The 22625-nt window shown below is 44.5% G+C and carries 15 protein-coding genes; 12 read left to right on the plus strand and 3 right to left on the minus strand.

Annotated elements, in window-relative coordinates:
- Positions 1 to 20 precede the first annotated feature (20 nt).
- Entirely contained in the window at positions 21 to 1016 is a 996-nt protein-coding gene (locus F9K33_11765; GenBank protein KAB2878822.1) for an FAD:protein FMN transferase, read from the plus strand.
- A gap of 16 nt (positions 1017 to 1032) precedes the next feature.
- Here F9K33_11765 and F9K33_11770 read toward each other — a convergent pair whose 3' ends face one another.
- Genes F9K33_11770 through F9K33_11780 form a run of 3 tightly spaced genes read right to left on the minus strand, consistent with a single transcriptional unit; the run spans position 1033 to position 4201 of the window.
- Complete coding sequence (locus F9K33_11770; protein KAB2878823.1) at positions 1033 to 2403, minus strand: HAMP domain-containing histidine kinase; 1371 nt, start codon at positions 2401 to 2403, stop codon at positions 1033 to 1035.
- Positions 2393 to 3769: a sigma-54-dependent Fis family transcriptional regulator gene (locus F9K33_11775; GenBank protein KAB2878824.1), complete on the minus strand. Its 1377-nt coding sequence runs from the start codon at positions 3767 to 3769 to the stop codon at positions 2393 to 2395. The genes F9K33_11770 and F9K33_11775 overlap by 11 nt, the downstream gene beginning before the upstream one ends.
- 36 nt (positions 3770 to 3805) lie before the next feature.
- A complete protein-coding gene (locus tag F9K33_11780) occupies positions 3806 to 4201 on the minus strand; it encodes a CoA-binding protein (GenBank protein ID KAB2878825.1) in 396 nt (131 codons plus the stop codon).
- Positions 4202 to 4382: 181 nt separating this feature from the next.
- Between F9K33_11780 and F9K33_11785 the strand changes: the two genes are divergently transcribed.
- The 11 genes from F9K33_11785 (at position 4383) to F9K33_11835 (ending at position 22447) form a co-directional block, all read left to right on the plus strand.
- Positions 4383 to 5636 carry an HlyD family efflux transporter periplasmic adaptor subunit gene (locus F9K33_11785; protein ID KAB2878826.1) on the plus strand — a complete coding sequence of 418 codons (1254 nt, stop codon included), beginning with the start codon at positions 4383 to 4385 and terminating at the stop codon, positions 5634 to 5636.
- A 58-nt stretch (positions 5637 to 5694) separates the two neighbouring features.
- Positions 5695 to 6045, plus strand: a complete 351-nt coding sequence (locus tag F9K33_11790; GenBank protein ID KAB2878837.1) for a four helix bundle protein — start codon at positions 5695 to 5697, stop codon at positions 6043 to 6045.
- 65 nt (positions 6046 to 6110) lie between these two features.
- Complete coding sequence (locus F9K33_11795; GenBank protein ID KAB2878827.1) at positions 6111 to 6800, plus strand: ABC transporter ATP-binding protein; 690 nt, start codon at positions 6111 to 6113, stop codon at positions 6798 to 6800.
- A 15-nt stretch (positions 6801 to 6815) separates the two neighbouring features.
- Positions 6816 to 9212: an FtsX-like permease family protein gene (locus F9K33_11800; protein KAB2878828.1), complete on the plus strand. Its 2397-nt coding sequence runs from the start codon at positions 6816 to 6818 to the stop codon at positions 9210 to 9212.
- Positions 9213 to 9245: 33 nt separating this feature from the next.
- A complete protein-coding gene (locus F9K33_11805) occupies positions 9246 to 11597 on the plus strand; it encodes an FtsX-like permease family protein (GenBank protein KAB2878829.1) in 2352 nt (783 codons plus the stop codon).
- Between the two features lie 31 nt (positions 11598 to 11628).
- Complete coding sequence (locus tag F9K33_11810; protein ID KAB2878830.1) at positions 11629 to 13998, plus strand: FtsX-like permease family protein; 2370 nt, start codon at positions 11629 to 11631, stop codon at positions 13996 to 13998.
- Positions 13999 to 14048: 50 nt separating this feature from the next.
- Positions 14049 to 16448, plus strand: a complete 2400-nt coding sequence (locus tag F9K33_11815; GenBank protein ID KAB2878831.1) for an FtsX-like permease family protein — start codon at positions 14049 to 14051, stop codon at positions 16446 to 16448.
- 57 nt (positions 16449 to 16505) lie between these two features.
- Entirely contained in the window at positions 16506 to 18914 is a 2409-nt protein-coding gene (locus tag F9K33_11820) for an FtsX-like permease family protein (protein ID KAB2878832.1), read from the plus strand.
- Between the two features lie 66 nt (positions 18915 to 18980).
- Positions 18981 to 21383, plus strand: a complete 2403-nt coding sequence (locus F9K33_11825) for an FtsX-like permease family protein (GenBank protein ID KAB2878833.1) — start codon at positions 18981 to 18983, stop codon at positions 21381 to 21383.
- Positions 21384 to 21435: 52 nt separating this feature from the next.
- Complete coding sequence (locus tag F9K33_11830; GenBank protein KAB2878834.1) at positions 21436 to 21690, plus strand: hypothetical protein; 255 nt, start codon at positions 21436 to 21438, stop codon at positions 21688 to 21690.
- Positions 21691 to 21784: 94 nt separating this feature from the next.
- Entirely contained in the window at positions 21785 to 22447 is a 663-nt protein-coding gene (locus F9K33_11835; GenBank protein ID KAB2878835.1) for an ABC transporter ATP-binding protein, read from the plus strand.
- Positions 22448 to 22625 lie beyond the last annotated feature (178 nt).

Here is a 22625-nt window from a genome sequence, read left to right on the forward strand (position 1 = left end):
AAGATATAGAAAGACATGAAATGGATAACTCCCGGCGAAATTTTCTTAAACAAACGGCATGTTTTGTGTTCAGCGGTACAATCCTGAATAACATACCGTATCTTTCAGCTCAAACACGGCCTGCTTTAGTGGAGCGTGCATTTTATACCATGGGCACGATTGTCAAAATAAGCGCATATGGAGATTCTGTTCGCAATATCCATCAGGCTATAACGAAAGCGCAGGAAGAATTTCAGAGATTGGATTCGGTGATGAGCGTGTATAGATCCGATAGCCATGTGAGTTTTATCAATAAAGCCGCAGGGAGGAACGAAGTGCCCGTAGATCGATCCGTCATTGACATTCTGCGTAGTGCCAAAATATTCTATGAAAAAACCGGCGGATCATTCAATATTTGTATCGAGCCGATGATGCGTTTGTGGGGATTTCGCAATGAGTCCAAAACGATATCCCGTATGCCTAGTGACAGGGAATTGTACCGCGCAATAGAGACTATTTCAATTAATCATTTAGTAATCAATGATCGGGGAAACACAGCAGGGCTTTCGAACGAGGGCTCAGCCATAGATTTGGGGGGAATTGCCGTCGGTTATTCTGTGGATCGTGCTGCGAAAATATTACAGTCAGAAGGAATTGAAAATTTTCTAATTAATCACAGCGGCGATATCTATGCTTCGGGAACGCCGCCGGAAAGCAGCGGTTGGGTAATAAGTATTCCAGATCCCCAAAAACCATCCGACTTAATTAAAACTGTTTCAATTCGAGACCGCGCTGTATCCACGTCGGGAAATTATGAATCGTTTGTGGCGCACCTTGACAAAAAATTCGGGCATATTCTGGACCCGCAAACCGGTTATCCTTGTGATAGGCTCTTGAGTCTCACCACGGTTTGTTCGACTGCAATGGAGGCAGACGCTTACTCGACTGGATATTTTTGTAATGGAAATGTTCCTGCAGAGATGACTTACATTGCGGTCACGTCAGATGCAAAAGTTTTCGTCTCCAATAATATTTAGCTGATGGTTCCGAAAATCAGAATCGTAATGTAAATATCGTTTCCGTTTTTGGTTTTGATGTAACGCTGAGGGTGCCTTTATGTAGGCGCATGATCTGGCGAGACAGGCTTAATCCGATACCGGTGCCTTCTTGTTTCGTAGTGAAAAACGGAATAAAAATTTTATCAATAGCTTCTTCGGAAATTCCAGGGCCGTTATCGATCACTTTGATAACGACGCGCCCGTTTTCATCCAATCCTGCCGTTAGTTCAATTCGTGCCACCGTTTTATTTTCCAGGGCCTGCATCGCATTCAAAAGAAGATTGATGAGAATTTGTTCGATCAACTCCGGGTCGGCAGTAACCTCAAGCGTTTCAGGGTCAATCGAAACCTGAAAATGAATTCCTTTTGAGATCACCTGTTGGTACATAAGTTTTTCAATTCGCGCAAACAATTCACTGATGAGTATTATTGTAAAATGGGGAGTTGGAATTCGCGTCAGGTTTCGGTAGGCATCAACGAAATGCATCAATCCTTTGCTTCGACTTTGAATAGTTTGTAATGCGCTTCGGATATCGTGAACGACGTCTGTTCGAACGGCAGTTGGCGAACTCTGAGATTCAAGACTATCCAGAAGTTCGTTTGCCGTGGATGCGAGTGATGTGACCGGCGTCATCGAATTCATGATCTCATGCGTGAGCACACGGATCAATTTCTGCCACGCTTCCATTTCCTTTTCTTCCAATTCGTTTTGAATATTCTGTAGGGACGCCAGCGTGAATTTCTGATCCCGCATACGAAAGTCCACCACGTACACCGCCAATTGCACCAATTCGTTGTTTATCTGAATCTTTATAAGCGACCTTTGACCAGGCTTCAATTGCGTGAGCGTTGTAAATAATTCAGGCAATAGGGGCTCCAGCATTTGAATGTTTTTCAATTCTGTGAGATCATGCGGCGGGCCGATTTTCAGTAAGCGTTTTGCAGAAGCATTGATCATATCCACATTGCCGTCGGATTTGAATACGATAAGGCCGATGCCGATGTGATGCACCACGGTCTGCAGATAACTATAATGTTCTTCTTTTTCAAAACGAATCTGGTGAAATTTATCAATAATTTCTTTGAACGCCGCTTTAAGTTCATCAAAGGACGTACCGAAACCCTGCGGCGTAAAAGTTTGCGAAAAATCGGCATGTTTCACCGATTCAAGAAAACGGGTAAGATCGCGGTTGGTTTTCTCGACGTATTGAACCAGCGTGACGATCTCAAATATTATGATCACGCCCAGAATGACGGACGTAACATACAGATGGGTTTGTGACAAAACATAAAAAAATCCGTACATGGTTAATCCAAGAAGGATTACGCGCAGAGTACATTGGAGTCTGAAGTTTTTATAAACCATATTTTTCCAATCGCCGATAGAGCGAAGTTCGCGTCAATCCAAGTTCTTTTGCCGCCTGGCTGATATTACCGCCGTGTTTGCTTAGTGCTTTTCGGATCAATGCTTTTTCAATCTCTTCGAGATTATAATCGTCAATGACAAGCCCTTCATTTTTTACGGGAGCAGACGTAAGTAGGAAATCGTCCGCTTCGAGGCATTCTGCGTCGGACATGATCATTGCGCGTTCGATCGTGTGCTGCAGTTCGCGTACGTTACCGGGCCAATTATATCTTTCGAGTTTTTTGATAGCATGGGGGTGAAAACGACCGGCCGTTCTTTGATATTTTTTCGAGTATACCGAAAGGAAATGTTCCGCGAGCAACGGGATATCCTCCGTACGTTCGCGTAATGGCGGCAACGGAATCTCGACGGTGTTAATCCGGTACAGCAGATCCTGCCGGAACGTTTTCTGATTAGCCATATTATGGATCGGCATATTAGTGGCGCTGATGAGGCGGATGTCGACATCGACAGACTTATTTGATCCGACGCGCGTAATACGTCTTTCCTGAAGGGCGTTAAGAAGTTTAGCCTGAAGCGACACGGAAAGATTTCCGATTTCGTCGAGAAATAAAGTTCCGCCTGACGCGATTTCAAATCGCCCTGCCCGGTCTTCTTTCGCATCGGTAAAAGCGCCTTTCACATGGCCGAAAAGTTCGCTTTCAAAAAGCGTTTCACTGATCACGCCCATATCCACTGTAATAAACGACTCTTTTGCGCGAAGAGATTCCCGGTGTAAGGCGCGCGCAACCAATTCCTTTCCGGTACCGTTCTCGCCAAGAATCAGAACGTTGGCCTCCGTTTTGGCAACTTTCTGGATAAGCGCAAATACGGCTTGCATGGAAGACGAATGGCCAATGATTTCACCGAAGGGATGATCCAGATCCTCATTCAGCGCTTGTTGGCGGTCACGCAGATGCATGATCTCTAAACGCGACCGGCGCAAATTCATAGCCGAAGAAAGCGTCGCCAGGAGTTTTTCATTTTGCCACGGCTTTACAACAAAGTCGATTGCGCCTTCTTTGATCGCTCGAACGGCCATTTCCACATCGCCGTAGGCCGTAATCAAAATCACTACGGCGCCGGGATCCGTCTGCAAAATTTTATTAAGCCAGTAAAACCCTTCCGAACCGCTGCTAACGTCTCGCGTGAAATTCATATCCAGCAGGATTACGTCGTAGCTTTCATTTTTGAGCAGTGTCGGGATTGACTCCGGGTTCGTTTCGGTATGAATAAGTGCAACGTGCTGTTTTAAAAAAAGTTTTGCGGCCAGCAACACGTCCGTATCGTCGTCGATGATCAGAATTTTTGTCTGTTTGGGCAGCATGTTAGGATTGAGTCAGTTTGTGATTGTTAATAGAGTTTACAGTTTCATTCTGCTTTCCACCATAATGCATGCATTCGCAAGATAGTTAAATTTCTTTTCCTGGATAAACGTCATTACAGCCGGGCTTTCTGAACCGGGCTGCAGCCAGACATTCGTCAGACCTAATTTCAAACACTCTTCTAAGACTTTGAGCGTGACAGCTGGCGGAGTGACGAAATTAACAATGGCCGGTTTTTGCGGTAGTTGTGCCAGATTTGCAAACGCTTTATCGCCGTCGATCTCGTCCGATGACGGATTCACAGGAAAAAGTTTGTAACCTTTTCGCTTCAAATCACGGTATATAACATTACCGAATTTTGACGGGTTATTGTTTGCACCGACAATGGCAATGGTTACATCCGGGTCTTTTAACAGTTCTTCTATTTCTTTCATAAATTCTTCCTCTTATTTGAGTGTTCGAAAACGGACAGTAGATGAACGATAACGAACATACTGTTGTATCAATTTCATATATAAATTTAAAAAAATCAATACATATCAATGGGCATAGGTATTGTTATGGAATTATATAAGAAAAAAGTATTCCAAAACTAAAACGGGCAGAAACAGAACAATGGATAGACAGATTGAAAAAAAGAAATGGCCTCAAAAGAAAATCGCGTATGTCGGCGGCGGCGCGTTTTTAGTATTATTGCTGTTTTACAATTTTTTATTTGCAGATCGATCGGCAAAATTGAATGTAAAGACAGAGAAGATCACCATCTCGAAAGTTCAGCGCGGAACTTTTCAGGAATTCATTCCCGTAACAGGTACGATCATGCCCATCAAAACAATTTATCTCGATGCAATGGAAGGCGGCCGTGTAGATAAACTGTACCTTGAGCAAGGCGCTATGGTGAAACAGGGCGATCAGATACTTAAGCTTACCAACACCAATCTGCAAATGGATGTCATGTTCCGTGAAGCACAGCTATTTGAACAGATCAATAATCTTCGCAATACGAAATTGGCATTTGAACAAAACAAGCTAAAGGTTCGCGGCGATCTGATCGATTTGGATTATGAGATTACAAAATTAAAACGCGCCTTCGAAATTAATGACGGTCTGATGAAACAAAACCTTGTTTCTCCTCAGGAGTACGAACAATCCAGGGATGCTTATCAGTATGCGCTTAAGCGTCGCGATTTATTGATTGATACGCAAAGGCAAGATTCCATTCTGCGTACCAGTCAAATGGAGCAACTTGAACTCTCCGTCTCACATATGCAGGATAATTTAGGCATCATCAAGGAAAACATGGCGAGCCTTACATTGAGGGCTCCGGTGTCGGGGCAGCTCACGTCGCGTAATGCAGAATTAGGCGAGTCAAAACGCGCGGGCGACCGGTTAGGCCAGATCGACGTTCTAGACGGATTTAAAGTTCGAGCGGGAATTGATGAACATTATATTGCGCGAATTCAGATCGGTCAATCAGGAGAATTTGATCTCTCCGGGAAAACGTACAAGCTGATCATCAAGAAAGTATATCCGGAAGTAACTGGTGGAAGATTTGACGTAGATATGGAGTTCGAAGGCGAAGCGCCCAAAGATATTCGGCGCGGGCAGACGCTGCAGATTCGTTTGGAATTAGGAGATCAGGCGGAAGCGCTGTTGCTGGCGCGCGGAGGATTTTACCAGAAGACCGGCGGGCAATGGGTATTTGTGGTTGATCCTTCGGGCGATTTTGCCATCAAGCGGAGCGTTAAGTTGGGCCGTCAGAATCCGCAAATGTTTGAGGTGATGGAAGGACTATATCCGGGTGAAGAAGTTATTACTTCATCCTATGATAGTTATGGTGATGTGGATAAGCTGATTTTGAGTAAGTAAATACGCGAAACGGCAGATGGCAAACGGCAAACGGTAGAGAAAAGGTGAATATGCTAACATTGAATCACAGTTAGATGTTTGGAAAATAAGTTTGTTCCTGGTTGTGGATATTTATGGGCTGACAGAGAAATTTCCTAAGAGCGAAAAATATGGCATAACCAACCAGCTTCGGCGAGCATCAGTTTCTGTTACATCAAACATTGCTGAAGGCGCGGCGAGAAAATCCGCTGTGGAAAGAAGGAGATATTATGAAATATCCAGATCCTCACTTGTCGAAATTGACACGCAGTTAGAAATCAGTTTGCAATTAAAATTTTGCTCAGAGACAGAGAAAGAATTGGCTGTAATTCAGGAGAAAATGAATCACTTGTTTGCAAAAATGTCAAATCTAATTCAAAACACTAAATAAACGCAATGTTTGCCGTTTGACGTTTTACGTTTGGCGGTTAGGTTGTGTAAAAAAGGAGTCCTTATATGATTAAGTCAAAGAACCTAGTTAAAGTGTACACCACCGACGAAGTGGAAACCACCGCGTTGAACAATGTGAATTTTGAAATTAATGAAGGCGAATTTACCGCTATCATGGGGCCTTCAGGCTGCGGCAAATCGACTTTGCTCAATGTGATCGGTTTGCTGGATAATCCGTCCGGCGGCGAATATCATTTTATCGGGCATGAGGTGTCAAAATATACCGAGCGCCAACGATCCAATTTACGCAAATCCAATATCGGATTTGTGTTTCAGAGTTTTAATCTGATCGACGAGTTGACCGTATTTGAAAACGTAGAATTGCCGCTGTTATACTTAGGCATGACGGAATCGGAAAGAAAAAAACGCGTCGACGCGGCGCTCGACCGGATGCAGATTACACACCGGCGGAATCACTTTCCTCAGCAATTATCCGGAGGGCAACAGCAGCGCGTTGCCGTATCGCGTGCAGTCGTGGCAAATCCTAAACTGATTTTGGCTGACGAACCTACGGGAAATCTCGATTCCGCAAACGGCGAAGAAGTGATGAAAATACTTACCGACCTGAATAAAGCCGGTACGACGATCGTAATGGTCACGCACTCGCCTTCGCACGCAGAATACGCCAGCCGCATGATCCACTTGTTCGACGGGCATATTGTCAGCGAGAATTATAAAGAGGCTATGAAGATATAGAGGGGTTACCGACTCATGATCAAGAATTATTTAAAAACGGCATTTCGCAGGCTGGAGCGGAACAAAAGTTTTGCTCTGATAAATATCGCCGGATTATCGCTGGGCATAACCTGTGCGCTGATCATTTTCTTACTGGTAAAACATGAACTCAGCTTTGACGGCTTTCATTCGAAGAAAGACCGTATTTATCGTGTGAATACGGTTTGGACCCGCGATGGAGAGGTCGACCGAAGCGGTGCATCTCAATTTCCTGTTGCGGCTGCCATCCGTTCACAGTTCAGCGATTTAAAAGCCACCATGATCAATTACGTAAAAGAGGCTTTAATAGCCGTTCCGAACGGAACAGACACGCCCTCCAAATTTCAAGAGAACGAAGGAGTGGTTTATATTGAACCCGATTTCTTCGATATCTTCGATCGGACATGGTTTCGCGGACATCCGTCTCTTTTGAAGGAACCCTATACGGTTGCGCTCAGCGAAAGTACGGCAAAAAAATTTTTTCCAAATGAAAATCCGGTCGGGAAAACGATCCGCATGAATTCGGAATGTGACCTGAAAGTGATCGGCGTCGTAACCGATCCGCCGGTTAATACGGACTTCCCTTTCACCGTACTCATTTCATATTCCACACAAAAAGCGTTGGGCTATTTTTCCAATATGGAGAATTGGGGCGCCACGATGAGTTTCATCAATACGTACATCTTCGTACCGGAAATATGGAGCGCTGCGTCCTTCAACGAACGATTGACTGCGTTTGCAAAAACTCATCTGGATGAACGCAAGCGCAAGGAACGCTCCTATGAAGTTCAATCATTATCCGATGTGCATTTCGATCCCGACGCGGGTAATTATACGCATGTTACCAGCCGTACCAGTATCTGGGCGCTTTCGATCATCGCTTTTTTCCTGATCGTGACGGCGTGTATTAATTTTATCAATCTTGCAACGGCACAGGCGGTCACCCGCTCTAAAGAAATCGGCGTTAGAAAAGTTCTCGGTGCTTTTCGTGCTCAGTTGCTGATACAATTTCTGGGAGAGACTTTTGTCATTACGTTTTTGGCCATCGTATTATCGATCGGTATGACAGAAATGATCCTGCCGTTAGTCAACGATGCGTTCAGCTTCAATATCCGCTTCAATTTATTCAATGATCCGTTGATCCTTCTTTTTCTTGCCGGATTAGCGGTCGTGATCACGGCGGGTTCCGGGTTTTATCCGGCACTTATGATGGCGGGATACAGCCCGGTGTCGGTTCTCAAAGGGGGGCAATCCTCGAAAGCGGGCGGGTTGCTGGTAAGGAAAGGGCTTGTCGTTCTGCAATTCATGATCGCTCAGGCGCTCGTCATCGGAACGATCGTCGTGTTTCGTCAGATGGATCTTTTTCAGACTACGGATATGGGGTTTATCAAAGATGCCATCATTACGACCAATATACCCGTTAAGGATAAATCCAAAATGCAGACTCTTCGCAACGAAATCATGAAAGAAACCGGAGTCCAGAATGTAACGTTTGGATTTGCTCAGGTTGCTTCGGGCATGCGCTGGACTTCGATGATGATCTATCGCGGCCCGGCCGGTAAAACCTACGAAGCCCTTGCCGACGTTCGCTGCGGGGATGAGTTTTATATTCCAACCTACGGTATTCAAATGCTTGCCGGACGCAATTTCACGGCCAGCGACAGCATCCATGAATTGGTGATCAACGAAACGATGGCCCAAAAAATAGGATTTACCAATCCCGCAGATGCCGTTGGAAAGATAGTGTATGTCTTTGGTTCCGAGCCCAAACCGATCGTTGGTGTTGTGAAAGATTTTAATACAGGATCGTTGCGGGCATCCATCTATCCGACCATATTGGCGCCGCGGAGCAAGGATTACCGGATCATGGGCGTCAAGATCGATATGAAACGGGCCAAAATATTGCTGCCGAAGATCGAAGCGGCGTGGGCGGCAACGTATCCTGAATTCCTCTACCGGTCCCAATTCCTGGACGAATCGATCGCCGGATTTTATGAGGACGAACAAAAGATTTCAAGGTTATTTACAATTTTCGCTTCCATTGCTATCGGTATCGGTTGTCTCGGATTATTCGGATTGGTCTCATTCATGGCCGTACAGCGTACGAAAGAGATCGGTGTTCGAAAAGTTCTGGGCGCATCTGTTTCCGATATTTTAATGATGTTCACTAAAGAATTTGCAGTTCTAATCCTGATCGCATTTCTCATTGCAGCACCGGCGGCGTATGTGGTCATGAACGGGTGGCTCGAAGATTTTGCGTATCGGATTTCTATTGGCGCCGAAGTGTTTTTTACAGCCGTCATGCTAACAATTATTATATCCGGAGTAACGGTAGGATACCGTTCGATCAAAGCGGCTTCCGCGAATCCCGTTGATGTCCTAAAGTACGAATAGATGTGAGTCGAGTATAAAACAGGGAGTCGATTTATGTTAAAAAATTATTTTAAAATTGCGTTGCGAAACATCTTGCGTCAGAAAGGCCATTCCTTCATAAATATTTCCGGCCTGGCGGTCGGATTGGCGTGTACCGTTTTGATCGTAATGTGGATTCAGGACGAACTCAGTTACGACCATTTTCATAAAAACGGCAATCGGATCTTCCGCGTGGTCGAAAATCAATTCTACGGCGGCGGGGATGCATTCCAGACGCCACAGACGCCCGCGCCGTTGTCCGCCGTTTTAAAAAGCGAATTTCCAGAGATCGAAAAAACCACGCGCGTGCTGTTCACCCCCAACAAACTTCTTTTTGATTATAAAGATCAACGTTTCTACGAATCCAACGGTCTATACGTGGATCCGGAATTTCTGTCTATGTTTTCATTTCCATTGACGGCCGGTCAGTCGGACGTAGCGCTAAAGGATCCCAACTCAATCATCCTTACAAAAGAGTTCGCACAGAAATACTTCGGCTCGGAAGATCCGATGGGTAAATCGATCCGGGTAGATAAATACAATTTAGTGGTGACCGGTATTTTTGAAAAGATACCGCGCCAATCGCATCTGCAGTTTGATTTTGTTTTACCTGCGGAACGGCTGCGGATGGATGTTCCGGACCAATTTACGCCATGGGGTAATAACTGGCTCAGGACTTACGTCATGCTGAATCCGAACACGGATTATCGTCAGTTCACGGAAAAGATTGCCGACGTGATTAAGAAACATAACGATCAGTCCAAAACCGAATTGTTCCTTCAACCGATGACCGACATTTATCTGCGCACGGATTTTAATCATACACCCACGCGAATGAATTATGTGTACACCCTGGGCGTGATCGCTGCGCTGATTCTGCTTATCGCATGTATTAATTTTACGAATCTTTCCACGGCCCGTTCGCTGAAACGATCACGCGAAGTCGGTTTACGAAAAGTGGTCGGCGCAGACCGGTTTCAATTGATCAAACAATTTCTGGGTGAAGCGTTTTTTCTTTCTCTGATCAGCATGGGCATCGCACTGGTTCTGATTGAAATCATTCTGCCTTTTTTTAACGATTTAACGGCAAAAAGCATTGCCCTGAATTTCTTTGATTCCGGCATAGGCCTCATGTTGATTTCAATAGTGATCATCACCGGTATCCTGTCGGGAATCTATCCGGCTTTGGTACTGTCCGGATATAGGCCGGTACAGGTGCTGAAGGGAAGTTTTCAGAAAAGTACGCAGGGCGTACTTCTTCGTCGAATTCTCGTTACCGTTCAATTTACTTTGTCTATCGCGCTTATCATTAGCGCCGCCTTCATCTATCAACAGTTGGAATTCATGCAACATAAGAGCCTGGGCTATGAAAAAGAGCAATTGATCCGTATTCCGCTTCGCGGTGAGACAAGGAATACCTATTCTACTTTTAAGGAACGCCTGCTGCAGAACAGGCGTATACTCAGTGTTTCGGCCTCTAATCATTCCATTTCCAGTTTCGGAACCAACACTTGGGATGTCAAATGGCCAGGGCAGAGGGAAGATGAAAAAGTATTGACCACAGTAACAGCTATCGATTACGACTATCTAAAGACCATGCGCATGGAGCTTGTTCATGGCCGGGAATTTTCAAAAGAATTTCCCACGGATTCCGTGAATGTAATTATTAATGAAAAAGCAATGCAGGCTATGAATTTAATGGATCCGTTGTCTGCCAGCCTTAAGTTCTGGGACGAGACGCATCCGATAGTCGGCGTAGTAAAGGATTTCCATTATCAATCCGTTCGATCAGAAATAATTCCTCTGGTATTCATTTATAATTCCGGATCGGTGCGCAATGTTTTTGCGAAAATTCAATCCCATGACATGGCGGCAACGGTTAAATCCATCGAAAATGACTGGACGTCGGTCAATTTGGGCAGTCCTTTTGAGTTCAATTTTGTTGATGAAGAAATCGACCAATTATATCGCTCCGAACAACAGCTATCTAAGATCTACAACTCATTTGCCATTTTAGCGGTTTTCATTTCTTGTTTGGGGCTTTTTGGGTTAGCGTCCTTTGCCACAGAACAACGCACCAAGGAAATTGGTATTCGTAAAGTATTGGGAGCTTCAATCGCCAGGATCGTGTCGACGCTAACGACGGAATTTCTAAAGCTCGTATTACTGGCCAATATCATTGGTTGGCCGATTGCCTATCTTCTAATGTCTCGATGGCTGCAGGATTTTGCATACCGGATCGACATTAATATAGGGACATTCATTTTAACGGGCTTGGTTACCTTGATCATTGCAATAGCGACCGTGAGTTACCGGGCGATTCGCGCGGCTACGGCGAATCCGGTAGAAGCCTTGAAATATGAGTAAACTGTGATCGCTATAAAGAACAGGAGATGACATGATCAAAAACTATTTTATTGTCGCATTCCGGAATTTGTACCGGAAAAATTTGTATACGTTCATTAATCTTTTTGGCCTTAGCGTATCCCTCGGAGCGTGTATTGTCGGATATCTTACGTGGGACTTTGGATACCATTTTGATCAGTTTCACCAAAAGGTGAATCAAATTTATCACGTTGGATCCACCAGGGCGATCAACGGACAAGATCAATTATTCGGTATCTCTCCGTTACCTCTTGGGCCTGCGCTGGTCAGGGACTTTCCTGGTGTAACGCGCGCCGTACGGTTTGCAAGTCAGGTCTCTGTGGTGAAGTTTGAGGACAAAGTATTCAATGAAAGAGTGAACTATGCCGACGACGGATTCTTCGACATGTTCACATTCGAGTTTTTGCAAGGAGATAAATCGGCCTTGAAAGACCGAAACAGTATTATTATTACCCGCGATGTGGCGATCAAATATTTTGGCGATGAGCACGCTATGGGAAAAAGACTGACGCTGAGCCATGACAACGACCGTAAGCGCGATCATGTGGTTGGCGCGATATTAAAACAAGTGCCTCGCAATTCGAGTCTCGATTTTGACATACTGATCTCGGGTGAGGTCCTTGTTGATCTTGGAATTGACGAGCCTAACAATTGGGCGCACGTTACGGGGTCGACGTTCATTGAAGTCACCGATGACAACGTGGCCGGCGCCATTGAGGCCGCCGAGAACAAATACGTAGATCTTGTAAAATCTGCCAACCCCAGATTTGCGATCAGTCATCTGGTCATGACGCCGCTCAAAGATCTGGCGTTGATCAGCGAGAATTTCCGCAGTCACGACTTACGGGATGCGCCGCCGCCATCGGCCAGAATCTCTATCTTCGTCATTTCTATCATGCTTTTGATCATGGCTTGTTTCAATTATATGAATACATCACTGGCAATAGCTGCCGGGCGGTTGAAGGAAATCGGTATTCGAAAAGTTATGGGTAGTCCGCGCACTCAGTTGATTATACAGTTTCTAATGGAAAATATTTTGTTGTGCCTTCTTGCTCTTGGTGTGGCGTTCGGTATTGCTGAATTACTCGTTCCCGGTTGGAATTCGCTATTTCCTGACATACGTTTGTCGATGGACGAAGCATGGAATTTCAAGCTGGGAATTTTTCTCGCCGGTCTCCTGACATTAACGGCTCTCGGCGGTGGATTCTATCCCGCTTATGTTATCAGCGCTTATAATCCGGCACAAATTCTTAGGGGCAATCAATCTAAAATGACCACAAGCCGCTTGATGAAGGTTATGTTAACGGTGCAGTTCGCATTGTCCATGATCGCGGTGGTAGGCAGTTTGGTGTTTTCGCAGAATGCTGAATTTCAAAAAAATCTAGATCAGGGGTACAATGAAGATAAGATTATAGGTGTGCCCTTGCAGAAAAGCTCTATGTACCCACTACTATCCAACACGCTTCGCCAAAACCCGCTCATAGAAAACGTTTCTGCCGGACGCAATCATATTTTTTTCTCATCGTGGCGAAGAGTCATTCAGGGTTTAGGCCGAGATATAGAAGCAGATTTTCTATACGTAAGCCCCGGCTATGCTGAAACCGTCGGCTTTAAGTTGGTACAAGGCCGTTTTCTTAGCGAGTCCACACCTCTTGATTTTTCGGAATCGGTCGTGATTAACCGGATGATGGCCACGGAACAAGGATGGGACGATCCCATCGGGAGAACCTTAACGATAGATTCGGTTACCTGTCGCGTGGTTGGCGTCGTAGACGACTTTTATAATCGCGGGACGTTTCGGCCGATCTTGCCGACTGTCATCAAAATGGCCAAGGAAAACACGTATTCATTCGCCATAGTGCGGGTGGACAGTAAGAATCTTAAGGCGGCCATGACCTCCATTGAAAGCGATTGGAAAAGACTTTTTCCGGAAATGCCGTTTGAAGGATTCTACCAGGAAGAGGCAACTATCCGTGCTTCGACGATCAGCGACGGGATCAAATTGGTTTTTCTTTATGTCGCGTGTATGGCCATTGTTATTTCCGGTATGGGATTATTTGCCTTGGTCTCGCTCAACATAGTGCGTCGAACTAAAGAGATCGGCATACGAAAAGTTCTGGGTGCATCCGTCAGTCAGATTGTCGGAATGATGAATTCTGATTTTGTCTTTTTGTTAATTATTGCGTCGGTTATCGCTGACGTAGCCGGATATTTTGCGGTCAAAGCTCTTTTGGATAGTATTTATAAATATCATGTGAATGTAGAAGTGACCGCATTGATACTGGCGAATGTCGTGGTTCTTGGTATCGGTTTGGTGACCATCGGCGGGCGGGTATTGAGAGTAGCGCAGGCTAATCCGGTTGACTCCCTACGGTATGAATAAAGGATCAAATCATTTCGCTATAAATAGTATTAGAAGAAACAGGTGAAAGCATGTTCAAAAATTATTTAAAAATCGCAATCCGGAATTTACTAAAGCACCGAGCTTATTCCGCGATCAACGTACTCGGTCTCGCCGTGGGCATTTCCGCATGTCTGTTGATCATGGCTTATGTGGTCGATGAATTGAACTATGATCAATATCATACAGGCGCCGATCGTATTTATCGCGGCAGCATTTCGGCCCGGATAAACGGAAAGAATCTCAACGCTGTGACGACCTGCGCACCTTTGGCTGATGCGCTCGCACGGGAAATTCCGGAAGTCGAAGCGAGCGCACGTCTCTATAGAGCAGGTAACTTTACGACCCGCCTGGGTGACAAGAGCTTTAATGAGGACAAATTCTTCCATGCCGACGCGTCGGTGTTCCGCGTTTTTACGATACCCCTGGTGAAAGGCAACGCTGAAAATGCTTTGACAGAGCCGTACTCAATGATCCTCAGTGAGAGGATGGCGGAGAAGTATTTCGGTAATGAAGATCCGATGGGTAAAGTTATCACAACGGACGGACGCTATGACTACAAGATCACGGGCGTTTTTAAGAATGTACCTGCTCAGTCCCATGTGCATTTCGACTTTCTTGCCTCATTCAATTCCCGTGACGAAAGCAAGGATGACCAATGGTTATCCAATAATATTATTACTTACGTCAGACTTAAAGATATCGGGATGTATAATGATTTTCAGTCCAAGATGCAGCCTTTGGTCATGAAATATGCAGGCCCGCAGCTTAAAAAGATCGTCGGTATTACCATGGAGGAGTGGTTCAAGAACGGCGGTGCCTATAATTACGTTTTTCAGCCGATTACTTCGATCCATCTTCACTCGCAACTGAATAATGAGATAGAACCCAACGGAAATATTATTTATGTATACATCTTTTCTGTCATAGCGGTTTTTATACTTTTGATAGCCTGCATCAATTTCATGAATCTTGCAACGGCTCGTTCCTCTAATCGCGCAAAAGAAGTAGGCGTGAGGAAGGCGCTCGGTTCGATGAAGAGTCAGCTGATGCATATGTTCCTGACAGAATCGGTGTTTATTAGTCTGCTGGCAACGGCGATCGCCATAGGATTAGCGGAACTCTTTCTGCCGGCGTTTAATGATCTCACGGGCAAGGGGCTTGAGGTCAATCTTGTGTCCAATCCGCTGGTGTTGTTGGCGCTCCTGCTTGTTGCTCTATTGGTCGGTCTCCTTGCGGGGAGTTATCCTGCCTTTTATTTGTCTGCTTTTGATCCGATCGCCGTACTCAAAGGCAAACTGGCCGGCGGAGCCAAAGGCCGGATCCTGCGTAGTACGCTGGTGGTAATGCAGTTCTCCATTTCGGTGGCTCTGATCATAGGAACATTGGTCATTAGGGGCCAGATAGATTTTGTTCAGAATAAGAAAATGGGTTTTGACAAAGAACATGTACTCGTTGTGGACAACATTTGGCTGATGCGCGACCAGCGTCAGAGCTTCAAACAAGCCTTGATGACCGTGAATGGCGTTGAACACGTGACTGTGGCCAACGGTGTACCCGGGCAGGACATCGGCAATTCCGCTTTTTATACCGAAGGACATCAGAACGATCCAAGGTTGCTGTGGACGCTGCGTTCCGATTTCGACATTGCTAAAACACTTAAGATGGAAATCTCCGAAGGACGTGATTTTTCCAATGAATTTGCCACGGATTCCACGTCCGTTATTCTCAACGAAGCCGCGGTGAAAGTTCTTGGTTTAACCAAGCCGCTCGCGCAGTTTATTTACCGTTTCAGCGAGGATAAGCCGCTCAAAGTGATCGGTGTGGTCAAAGACTTCAATTTCCAGTCTCTGCACCAGGAGATTCAGCCGCTGGTGATTCTGCCCGAAGGACGTGGATCTGTTGCTGCAATTCGGATTCGTCCGGACAATATTGCCGGTACGGTAGCTTCTGTGGAAAAGATCTGGAATCAGTTTCAGGCCGGACAGCCTTTTGTATATTCATTTCTTGATGAAGATTTTGACGCACTCTATCGCGCAGAACAACGTGTTTCGAAAATAATAAGTATCTTCGCCGGCCTTGCCATTTTTATTGCGTGTTTAGGGCTGTTGGGGTTAGCGGCCTATACGGCAGAGCAACGAACAAAGGAAATCGGAATTAGAAAAGTTCTTGGCGCGTCAGCCGCAGGTATTGTCGCACTGTTGTCGAAAGAGTTTTTGAAATGGGTTTTGATATCCAATTTGATCGCCTGGCCGTTGGCGTATTATTTTATGAACTCGTGGCTGGAAAATTTCGCATACCGCATCGACATTACGATGGGAGTATTTGTCATAGCTGGAGGAGCGGCACTTTGTATTGCGTTGTTAACGGTGAGTCTGCAGGCATTTAAAGCGGCTTCAGCCAATCCGGTCGAGGCGCTGAAGTATGAATAAATATAAACGGATTATGTCTTTGGTAGCCAATTGTTGTAAGCAACAAAGGAGTCGTTGATGTTCAAAAACTATTTTAAGATAGCTTTACGAAATTTATTCAAACACAAACTGTATTCTTCGATCAACATTATGGGCCTGGCTGTTGGGATGGCTTGTTGCATGCTCATAATCATGTACGTCATGTTTGAATCAAGTTATGACGGGTATCATAAAAATGCGGGACGCATGTACCGTGTATGGCGGGAATTTATGAACCCCGATAGCGCGACGAGCCTTACATTGGGGCCTATAGCGCCAAAATTTGCTCCGCTATTCCGTGAAAATTTTCCGGAATTTGAACATGTGACGCAAATAATACCGGATCGGGGAAGCCTAATCAGCCGGGATAATCAGTTTTTCAATGAGCCCGGTTTCATGTGGGCGGATGAGCATTTCTTTGATGTGTTTACGGCCCAATGGATTGATGGCGATGCAGTGACGGCCTTGAAGGAACCGAATTCGGTCATAGTGACGAGGTCGATGGCTAATAAATATTTCGGTGATCAAAACCCAATGGGGCAGTCGATAACCTATGAGCGGGAAGTTGCGTTTAAGGTTACCGGAGTAATTGAAGACACGCCCTTGAATTCGCATTTTCATTTTGATTTTCTCGCCTCGTTTGTATCACTAAAAAATTTAGCTCCTTCAAACTTTCTTGAAACATGGGGCAGCAATAATTTTTCCACCTATGTTGTTCTAAAAGACGGCGAGTCTCCGGATCGTATGGAGAGCAAATTTCCGGAATTCTTGGACCGGCATATGCCCGAGCAACAAGGCCGTAAGCCAAGTCAATTTACGCGCCTGCATATGCAGCCTGTAACGGATATTCATTTATATTCGCATTTGAATTCAGAGATCGGGGAAAACAGTGACATTACATACATCTATATATTACTTGCTGTAGCATTATTTGTATTGCTGATCGCTTGCATTAATTATGTGAATTTAGCAACGGCACGCTCCATGCGTCGGGCAAAAGAAGTGGGCATGAGAAAAGTGCTCGGAGCTCAGTATGCACAACTCATGCGTCAGTTTGTCGGCGAATCACTGATCATGGCATTTATAGCCATGGCCGTCGCAATCCTGTTGGTAGAATTAACGTTACCTTTTTTCAATGGATTTGTGAACAGGTCACTCGAACTTGATTACTTAAATAATCTATGGAGTTTTCTGTCTCTAATAGGTATTACCGCCATCGTCGGAATTCTGACAGGCAGCTACCCTGCTTTTTTTCTCGCAAAGAGCAAAACATTACTTGTATTAAAAAACGTCAAAGAAAATTCAAATCCAAAAAGTTGGCTTCGTTCGTCGTTGGTAATATTGCAATTCTCGATTTCTATAATTCTTATCATCAGCATGGGTATTGTATATAATCAACTGAGTTATCTTCACGACAAGGATATGGGTTTTAATAAAGAGCAGATTGTTGTATTGCCCAGCGGCCAAAGCATGTTGACCGACTTGGAAACTTTCAAAAATAAGTTGCTGCAAAATACCAACATAATCTGCGTTTCCGCAGCAAAACGAATTCCGTCGGACCGCTTGTTAGATGCAGGAGGTGCCAGTATAATAAAAAACGGTAAAGTGCAAGCCGTTAATTTCCGAATCGCCAGTCTCAATGTGGATCATGACTATATTCCGACGTTTGAGATGAAAATGGCCGCAGGTAGGAATTTTCAAAAACAATTGGCCAGCGATTCGATGAAAGCTTTCATCATCAATGAAAAGGCTGCGGCTATGCTGGGATGGACATCTCCGCAAGATGCCGTCGGGCAGCCCTTCAACTATTCCGATCGTGAAGGCTTCATTATCGGCGTTGTTAAAGATTTCCACTTTGAATCATTGCATCAGGAGATTGCCCCCATTGTCATGAGAATATCCACATCGTCATTGAACAAGATCTCGATTCGTATTCGTCCGCAAGACATTCCATCGACGATTGGTTTTTTACAATCAATATGGCAGGAATATCGTGCGGACTATCCGTTTGAATATGCTTTTGTGGATGATCGTTTTGATCAACTTTACCGTAACGAGGAAAAATTAGGGCAGGTGTTCGGGTTTTTTGCGGGCTTATCTATTTTTATCGCATGTATGGGATTGCTTGGTTTGGCCGCATTTATGACAGAGTTGCGAACAAAAGAGATCGGTATTCGTAAAGTGCATGGAGCATCTGTAGGTAATATTACTGTGATGATTTCCAAAGAGTTTATGAAATTTATTATTGTTGCGAGTCTTATTGCGTGGTGTATTTCTTATTTCGCTATGCACCGATGGTTAAGTTTGTTCGCATATCATATTGAAATGAATTACTTCACATTTGTTTTGGCTTCAATGGTAGCGCTTGTAATCGCATTGAGTACGGTAGGATTCCAAGCCGTCAAAGCCGCGACGGCAAATCCTGTAGAAGCTTTGAAATATGAGTAGATAAAAAAAGTGCCCTTAAGAGCGAATGAATAGTTAGTCATTACCAATAACGATTCACGGAGGATTATGTTAAAAAATTACCTGAAGATCGCTGTACGCAATTTGATCAAACACCGAACATACTCCCTAATTAATATTTTGGGATTGGCCGTCGGAATGACCGCTTGTCTGCTGATCGTGATGTATGTTTGGGACGAACTGAGTTATGAGGATCAGCATACCAATGCAGACCGGATCTACCGGCTTAATTGTAAATATTTCCTTCCAAAGAATGGCGGTTCCGAATCGTATGCGGTGACAGGCCCGGGCGTCGCTCCGGCCATTGCTCCGGATTATCCAGAAATCCAATCGGTGGTACGAATACGCCCTGAGCATGACAACGTTATTCAGAAACCGAATAGTTCTGAAAACTTTTATGAGACCGTAGTATTTGCTGACTCCACTCTCTTGGAAGTATTTACACTTCCTTTGGCCTATGGCGAAGCCCACTCGGCGCTGAACGCTCCACACACCATGGTTGTATCCAAAGCAATGGCTTTGAAATATTTTGGCCGCGAAAATGTTGTTGGTGAGACGCTGGTACTTCCGAAAGATTCCATCCAATTTGCCATTATGGGCGTACTGAAAGATCCGGTAAGACCTTCCCATCTCCACTACGATTTCATCGCATCCTTTTCAACGTTACGGAGTTTGCACTTTCGCATGGATGGTTGGTGGAACTTCAACACCTACACCTTCGTCCTGCTGAAGCCGAAGACCGATATTGGTTCTTTCGCTGAAAAAATGAAGGGGATTTCTCATCGTTATATTCCGAAGCAGGAAGAGATGTCGGGTTACACACAGGAATATTCGCTGATCAATCTAAGAAACATACATCTTGATTCTCATCTGAGAAATGAATTTTCGTCTAACGGCAAGCGCATTTATGTCTATACTTTTTTCGGAATCGGTGTGCTCATCCTGATGATCGCGTGTATTAATTTCATGAATCTTTCGACGGCGCGTTCGCTCATTCGCGCCAAGGAAGTAGGTGTTCGAAAAGTCGTTGGCGCTTTCAGATCCCAACTCATTCGGCAATTCCTAACCGAGTCGGTCGTGATCACTTTTTTTGCTTTGATTCTGTGCCTGATTTTTTCGGAACTGAGTTTACCGTGGTTAAACGATCTCACCGATAAAAAATTGACTCTGAATATAATCCAGAATCCAATGGCGATGACGACGATCCTGCTGATCGTGATTATTACTGGCGTGGGAGCCGGTATGTATCCCGCTCTGTTCCTTTCGTCATTTGCCCCGCTCTCCATACTCAAAAGCTTCCGCAGTTCATCCAAAGGCGCGCTTCTTCGAAAAAGCCTCGTCACGTTTCAGTTCGCCGTGTCGATCGGTTTGATTGCTGGAATATTGCTTGTTCACCGGCAGATCCAGTTCATGCGCCATGCAGAATTGGGGTTCGCGAAAGATCAGGTTGTAGTGATTCCGATGCACGACGACCGATCGGTTCTTTCATCCTATCAAACACTTCAAAACGAACTCGAAAAAATGCCCGAGGTGATAAAGACCAGTCTGGCCTCCAAGGTTCCCGGTAAAGAGATGGGCAACAACGTCGTTCGTTTGGGATGGGATGACAAGGCGCCGTGGAACGACATGCGTTTTTTGTCGGTCGATTATGATTATTTGAAACTATACGATCTTAAGTTGACGGAAGGGCGATGGTTTGATAGGCAATTTACCACGGACGAAAATGAGGCTTTTGTAATCAACGAATCGGCGGTATCGCGCCTCGGTTTTACATCACCGGCTCAAGCCATTGGCCAGCCTCTGCAATGGCAAAGGAAGAAAGGAAGAATCATTGGCGTGCTGAAGGATTTTCATTTTATGTCGCTCCAGAATGAGATTGAATCGTTTATTGCTGTTATGGCCAATGGTCACAACGCTGAATATCTGTCGATCAAGGTCTCCACAGATAATTATCACAGTACGGTAGAACGGATCAAAACACTGTTTCAATCGGTTCTTCCGGGCAGGGTTTTTGAATATAATTTTTTAAACGAGGATTTTGATAAATTGTATCGTGCGGACGACCGATTCAACACGATATTGTTCGTTTTTACAGGCCTCGCCATCTTCGTCGCATGTTTGGGGTTATTAGGATTGATATCTTTTACTGCTCAGCAAAGAACAAAAGAAATTGGTATACGAAAAGTCACGGGGGCAACGGTTTCAAATATCGTCGTTCTGATCTGTAAGGATTTTATTAAGCTTGTTGTACTTGCAATGATTATAGCGATGCCCCTGGCCTATTATGTACTCACCGTATGGTTACAGGACTTTCCATATCGAACGGACATGGCCATCTGGATTTTTCCATTAGCCGGACTTATTGCAGTTGTGCTGGCATTTTTCACAGTCAGTTTTCAGGCGACGAAAGCCGCTTCTGCCAATCCCGTGGAAGCGCTGAAGTATGAGTAATGATTGATTAGGAGTATAAAATAGAATCTAACTATTAACTGAAGGAGTCGTTATGGCAGAGATCGTTATCAATATTCCGGATGTAAAGCCGCATGATCTGATAGAGATCGAGGCGAGAGTTAACGGCGAAACGCGCGTGTATCACTATCGTGTAGAAATGTTTGCTTGGGAGGATTGCGAACCGCATTACTCCGATCGGGCATTGTGTCTGAAAGAGCACCTTGCGCATTATGACGAGAATTGGAAGTTATCTCAAATTGGCGCGGCAACGGAAAAATCGGTGCAGGTAATTTTTAAACAAGAATAAGGCCTTTGTAAACAACACAAGCTATAATAATTTCTGTTGGAACGGCGCTTGTAATTGAATTGAAAACATTACAAAATTGATAAGGAATGTTTACATGATTCGACTTAACAAGATCGAAAAATCCTATTCAACCGGATTTGTGAAGACGTATGTTCTTCGAGGGATTACATTGGATATTAAACAAGGTGAGTTTGTTTCCATTATGGGGCCATCCGGTTCAGGTAAATCTACGCTGTTACATATTTTAGGAATGTTAGATGAGCCGACCAACGGAGAATACCATTTTCTCAATGAGCACGTACATAAATTATCAGAAAAACAAAAAACCGAGATTCACAAAGAATACATCGGTTTCGTTTTTCAAAGCTACCATTTGATAGATGAATTAACGGTGTATGAAAACATTGAGACGCCGCTATTATACAAAAAAATCAGCGCGTCGGAGCGAAAAGGTATGGTTTCGGATATATTAGATCGTTTTAATATTGTCGGAAAAAAAGATCTGTTTCCCAATCAATTGTCCGGCGGACAGCAACAAGTTGTAGGTATCGCGCGCGCCATCATTGGAAGGCCGAAGCTTATTCTTGCAGACGAACCGACGGGAAATTTGAATTCAGAACAAGGTGAGGAGATCATGAACCTATTCAAAAAACTTAACAACGAAGGAACAACCATTATTCAGGTCACGCATTCGGAAAAGAACGCTTCGTACGGCAACAAGATTGTTCATCTTTTAGATGGTTGGGTACAGGCGTAATAAGTTATCCTTATTTTAACGTTGCTTATCGGGTTGGCTCACAAATGGAAAAGAACCCTTCAGTCTGAGACCTTATGTTAATGAGTCGGTGTTTTGATAAGTTTCTTCTAAATTTAAAATGGAGAACTTATCATGGAAACACAAACCTCAAATTTAAGTTTTAAAGGACAACACTTTT

This window comes from bacterium, assembly GCA_008933615.1.
Classification (GTDB): Bacteria; CLD3; CLD3; order SB21; family SB21; genus SB21.

Coding starts and splice junctions, on each gene's coding strand:
- F9K33_11765 (KAB2878822.1), top strand. CDS start 21: ATGGATAACTCCCGGCGAAATTTTCTTAAACAAACGGCATGTTTTGTG.
- F9K33_11770 (KAB2878823.1), bottom strand. CDS start 2,403: ATGGTTTATAAAAACTTCAGACTCCAATGTACTCTGCGCGTAATCCTT.
- F9K33_11775 (KAB2878824.1), bottom strand. CDS start 3,769: ATGCTGCCCAAACAGACAAAAATTCTGATCATCGACGACGATACGGAC.
- F9K33_11780 (KAB2878825.1), bottom strand. CDS start 4,201: ATGAAAGAAATAGAAGAACTGTTAAAAGACCCGGATGTAACCATTGCC.
- F9K33_11785 (KAB2878826.1), top strand. CDS start 4,383: ATGGATAGACAGATTGAAAAAAAGAAATGGCCTCAAAAGAAAATCGCG.
- F9K33_11795 (KAB2878827.1), top strand. CDS start 6,111: ATGATTAAGTCAAAGAACCTAGTTAAAGTGTACACCACCGACGAAGTG.
- F9K33_11800 (KAB2878828.1), top strand. CDS start 6,816: ATGATCAAGAATTATTTAAAAACGGCATTTCGCAGGCTGGAGCGGAAC.
- F9K33_11805 (KAB2878829.1), top strand. CDS start 9,246: ATGTTAAAAAATTATTTTAAAATTGCGTTGCGAAACATCTTGCGTCAG.
- F9K33_11810 (KAB2878830.1), top strand. CDS start 11,629: ATGATCAAAAACTATTTTATTGTCGCATTCCGGAATTTGTACCGGAAA.
- F9K33_11815 (KAB2878831.1), top strand. CDS start 14,049: ATGTTCAAAAATTATTTAAAAATCGCAATCCGGAATTTACTAAAGCAC.
- F9K33_11820 (KAB2878832.1), top strand. CDS start 16,506: ATGTTCAAAAACTATTTTAAGATAGCTTTACGAAATTTATTCAAACAC.
- F9K33_11825 (KAB2878833.1), top strand. CDS start 18,981: ATGTTAAAAAATTACCTGAAGATCGCTGTACGCAATTTGATCAAACAC.
- F9K33_11830 (KAB2878834.1), top strand. CDS start 21,436: ATGGCAGAGATCGTTATCAATATTCCGGATGTAAAGCCGCATGATCTG.
- F9K33_11835 (KAB2878835.1), top strand. CDS start 21,785: ATGATTCGACTTAACAAGATCGAAAAATCCTATTCAACCGGATTTGTG.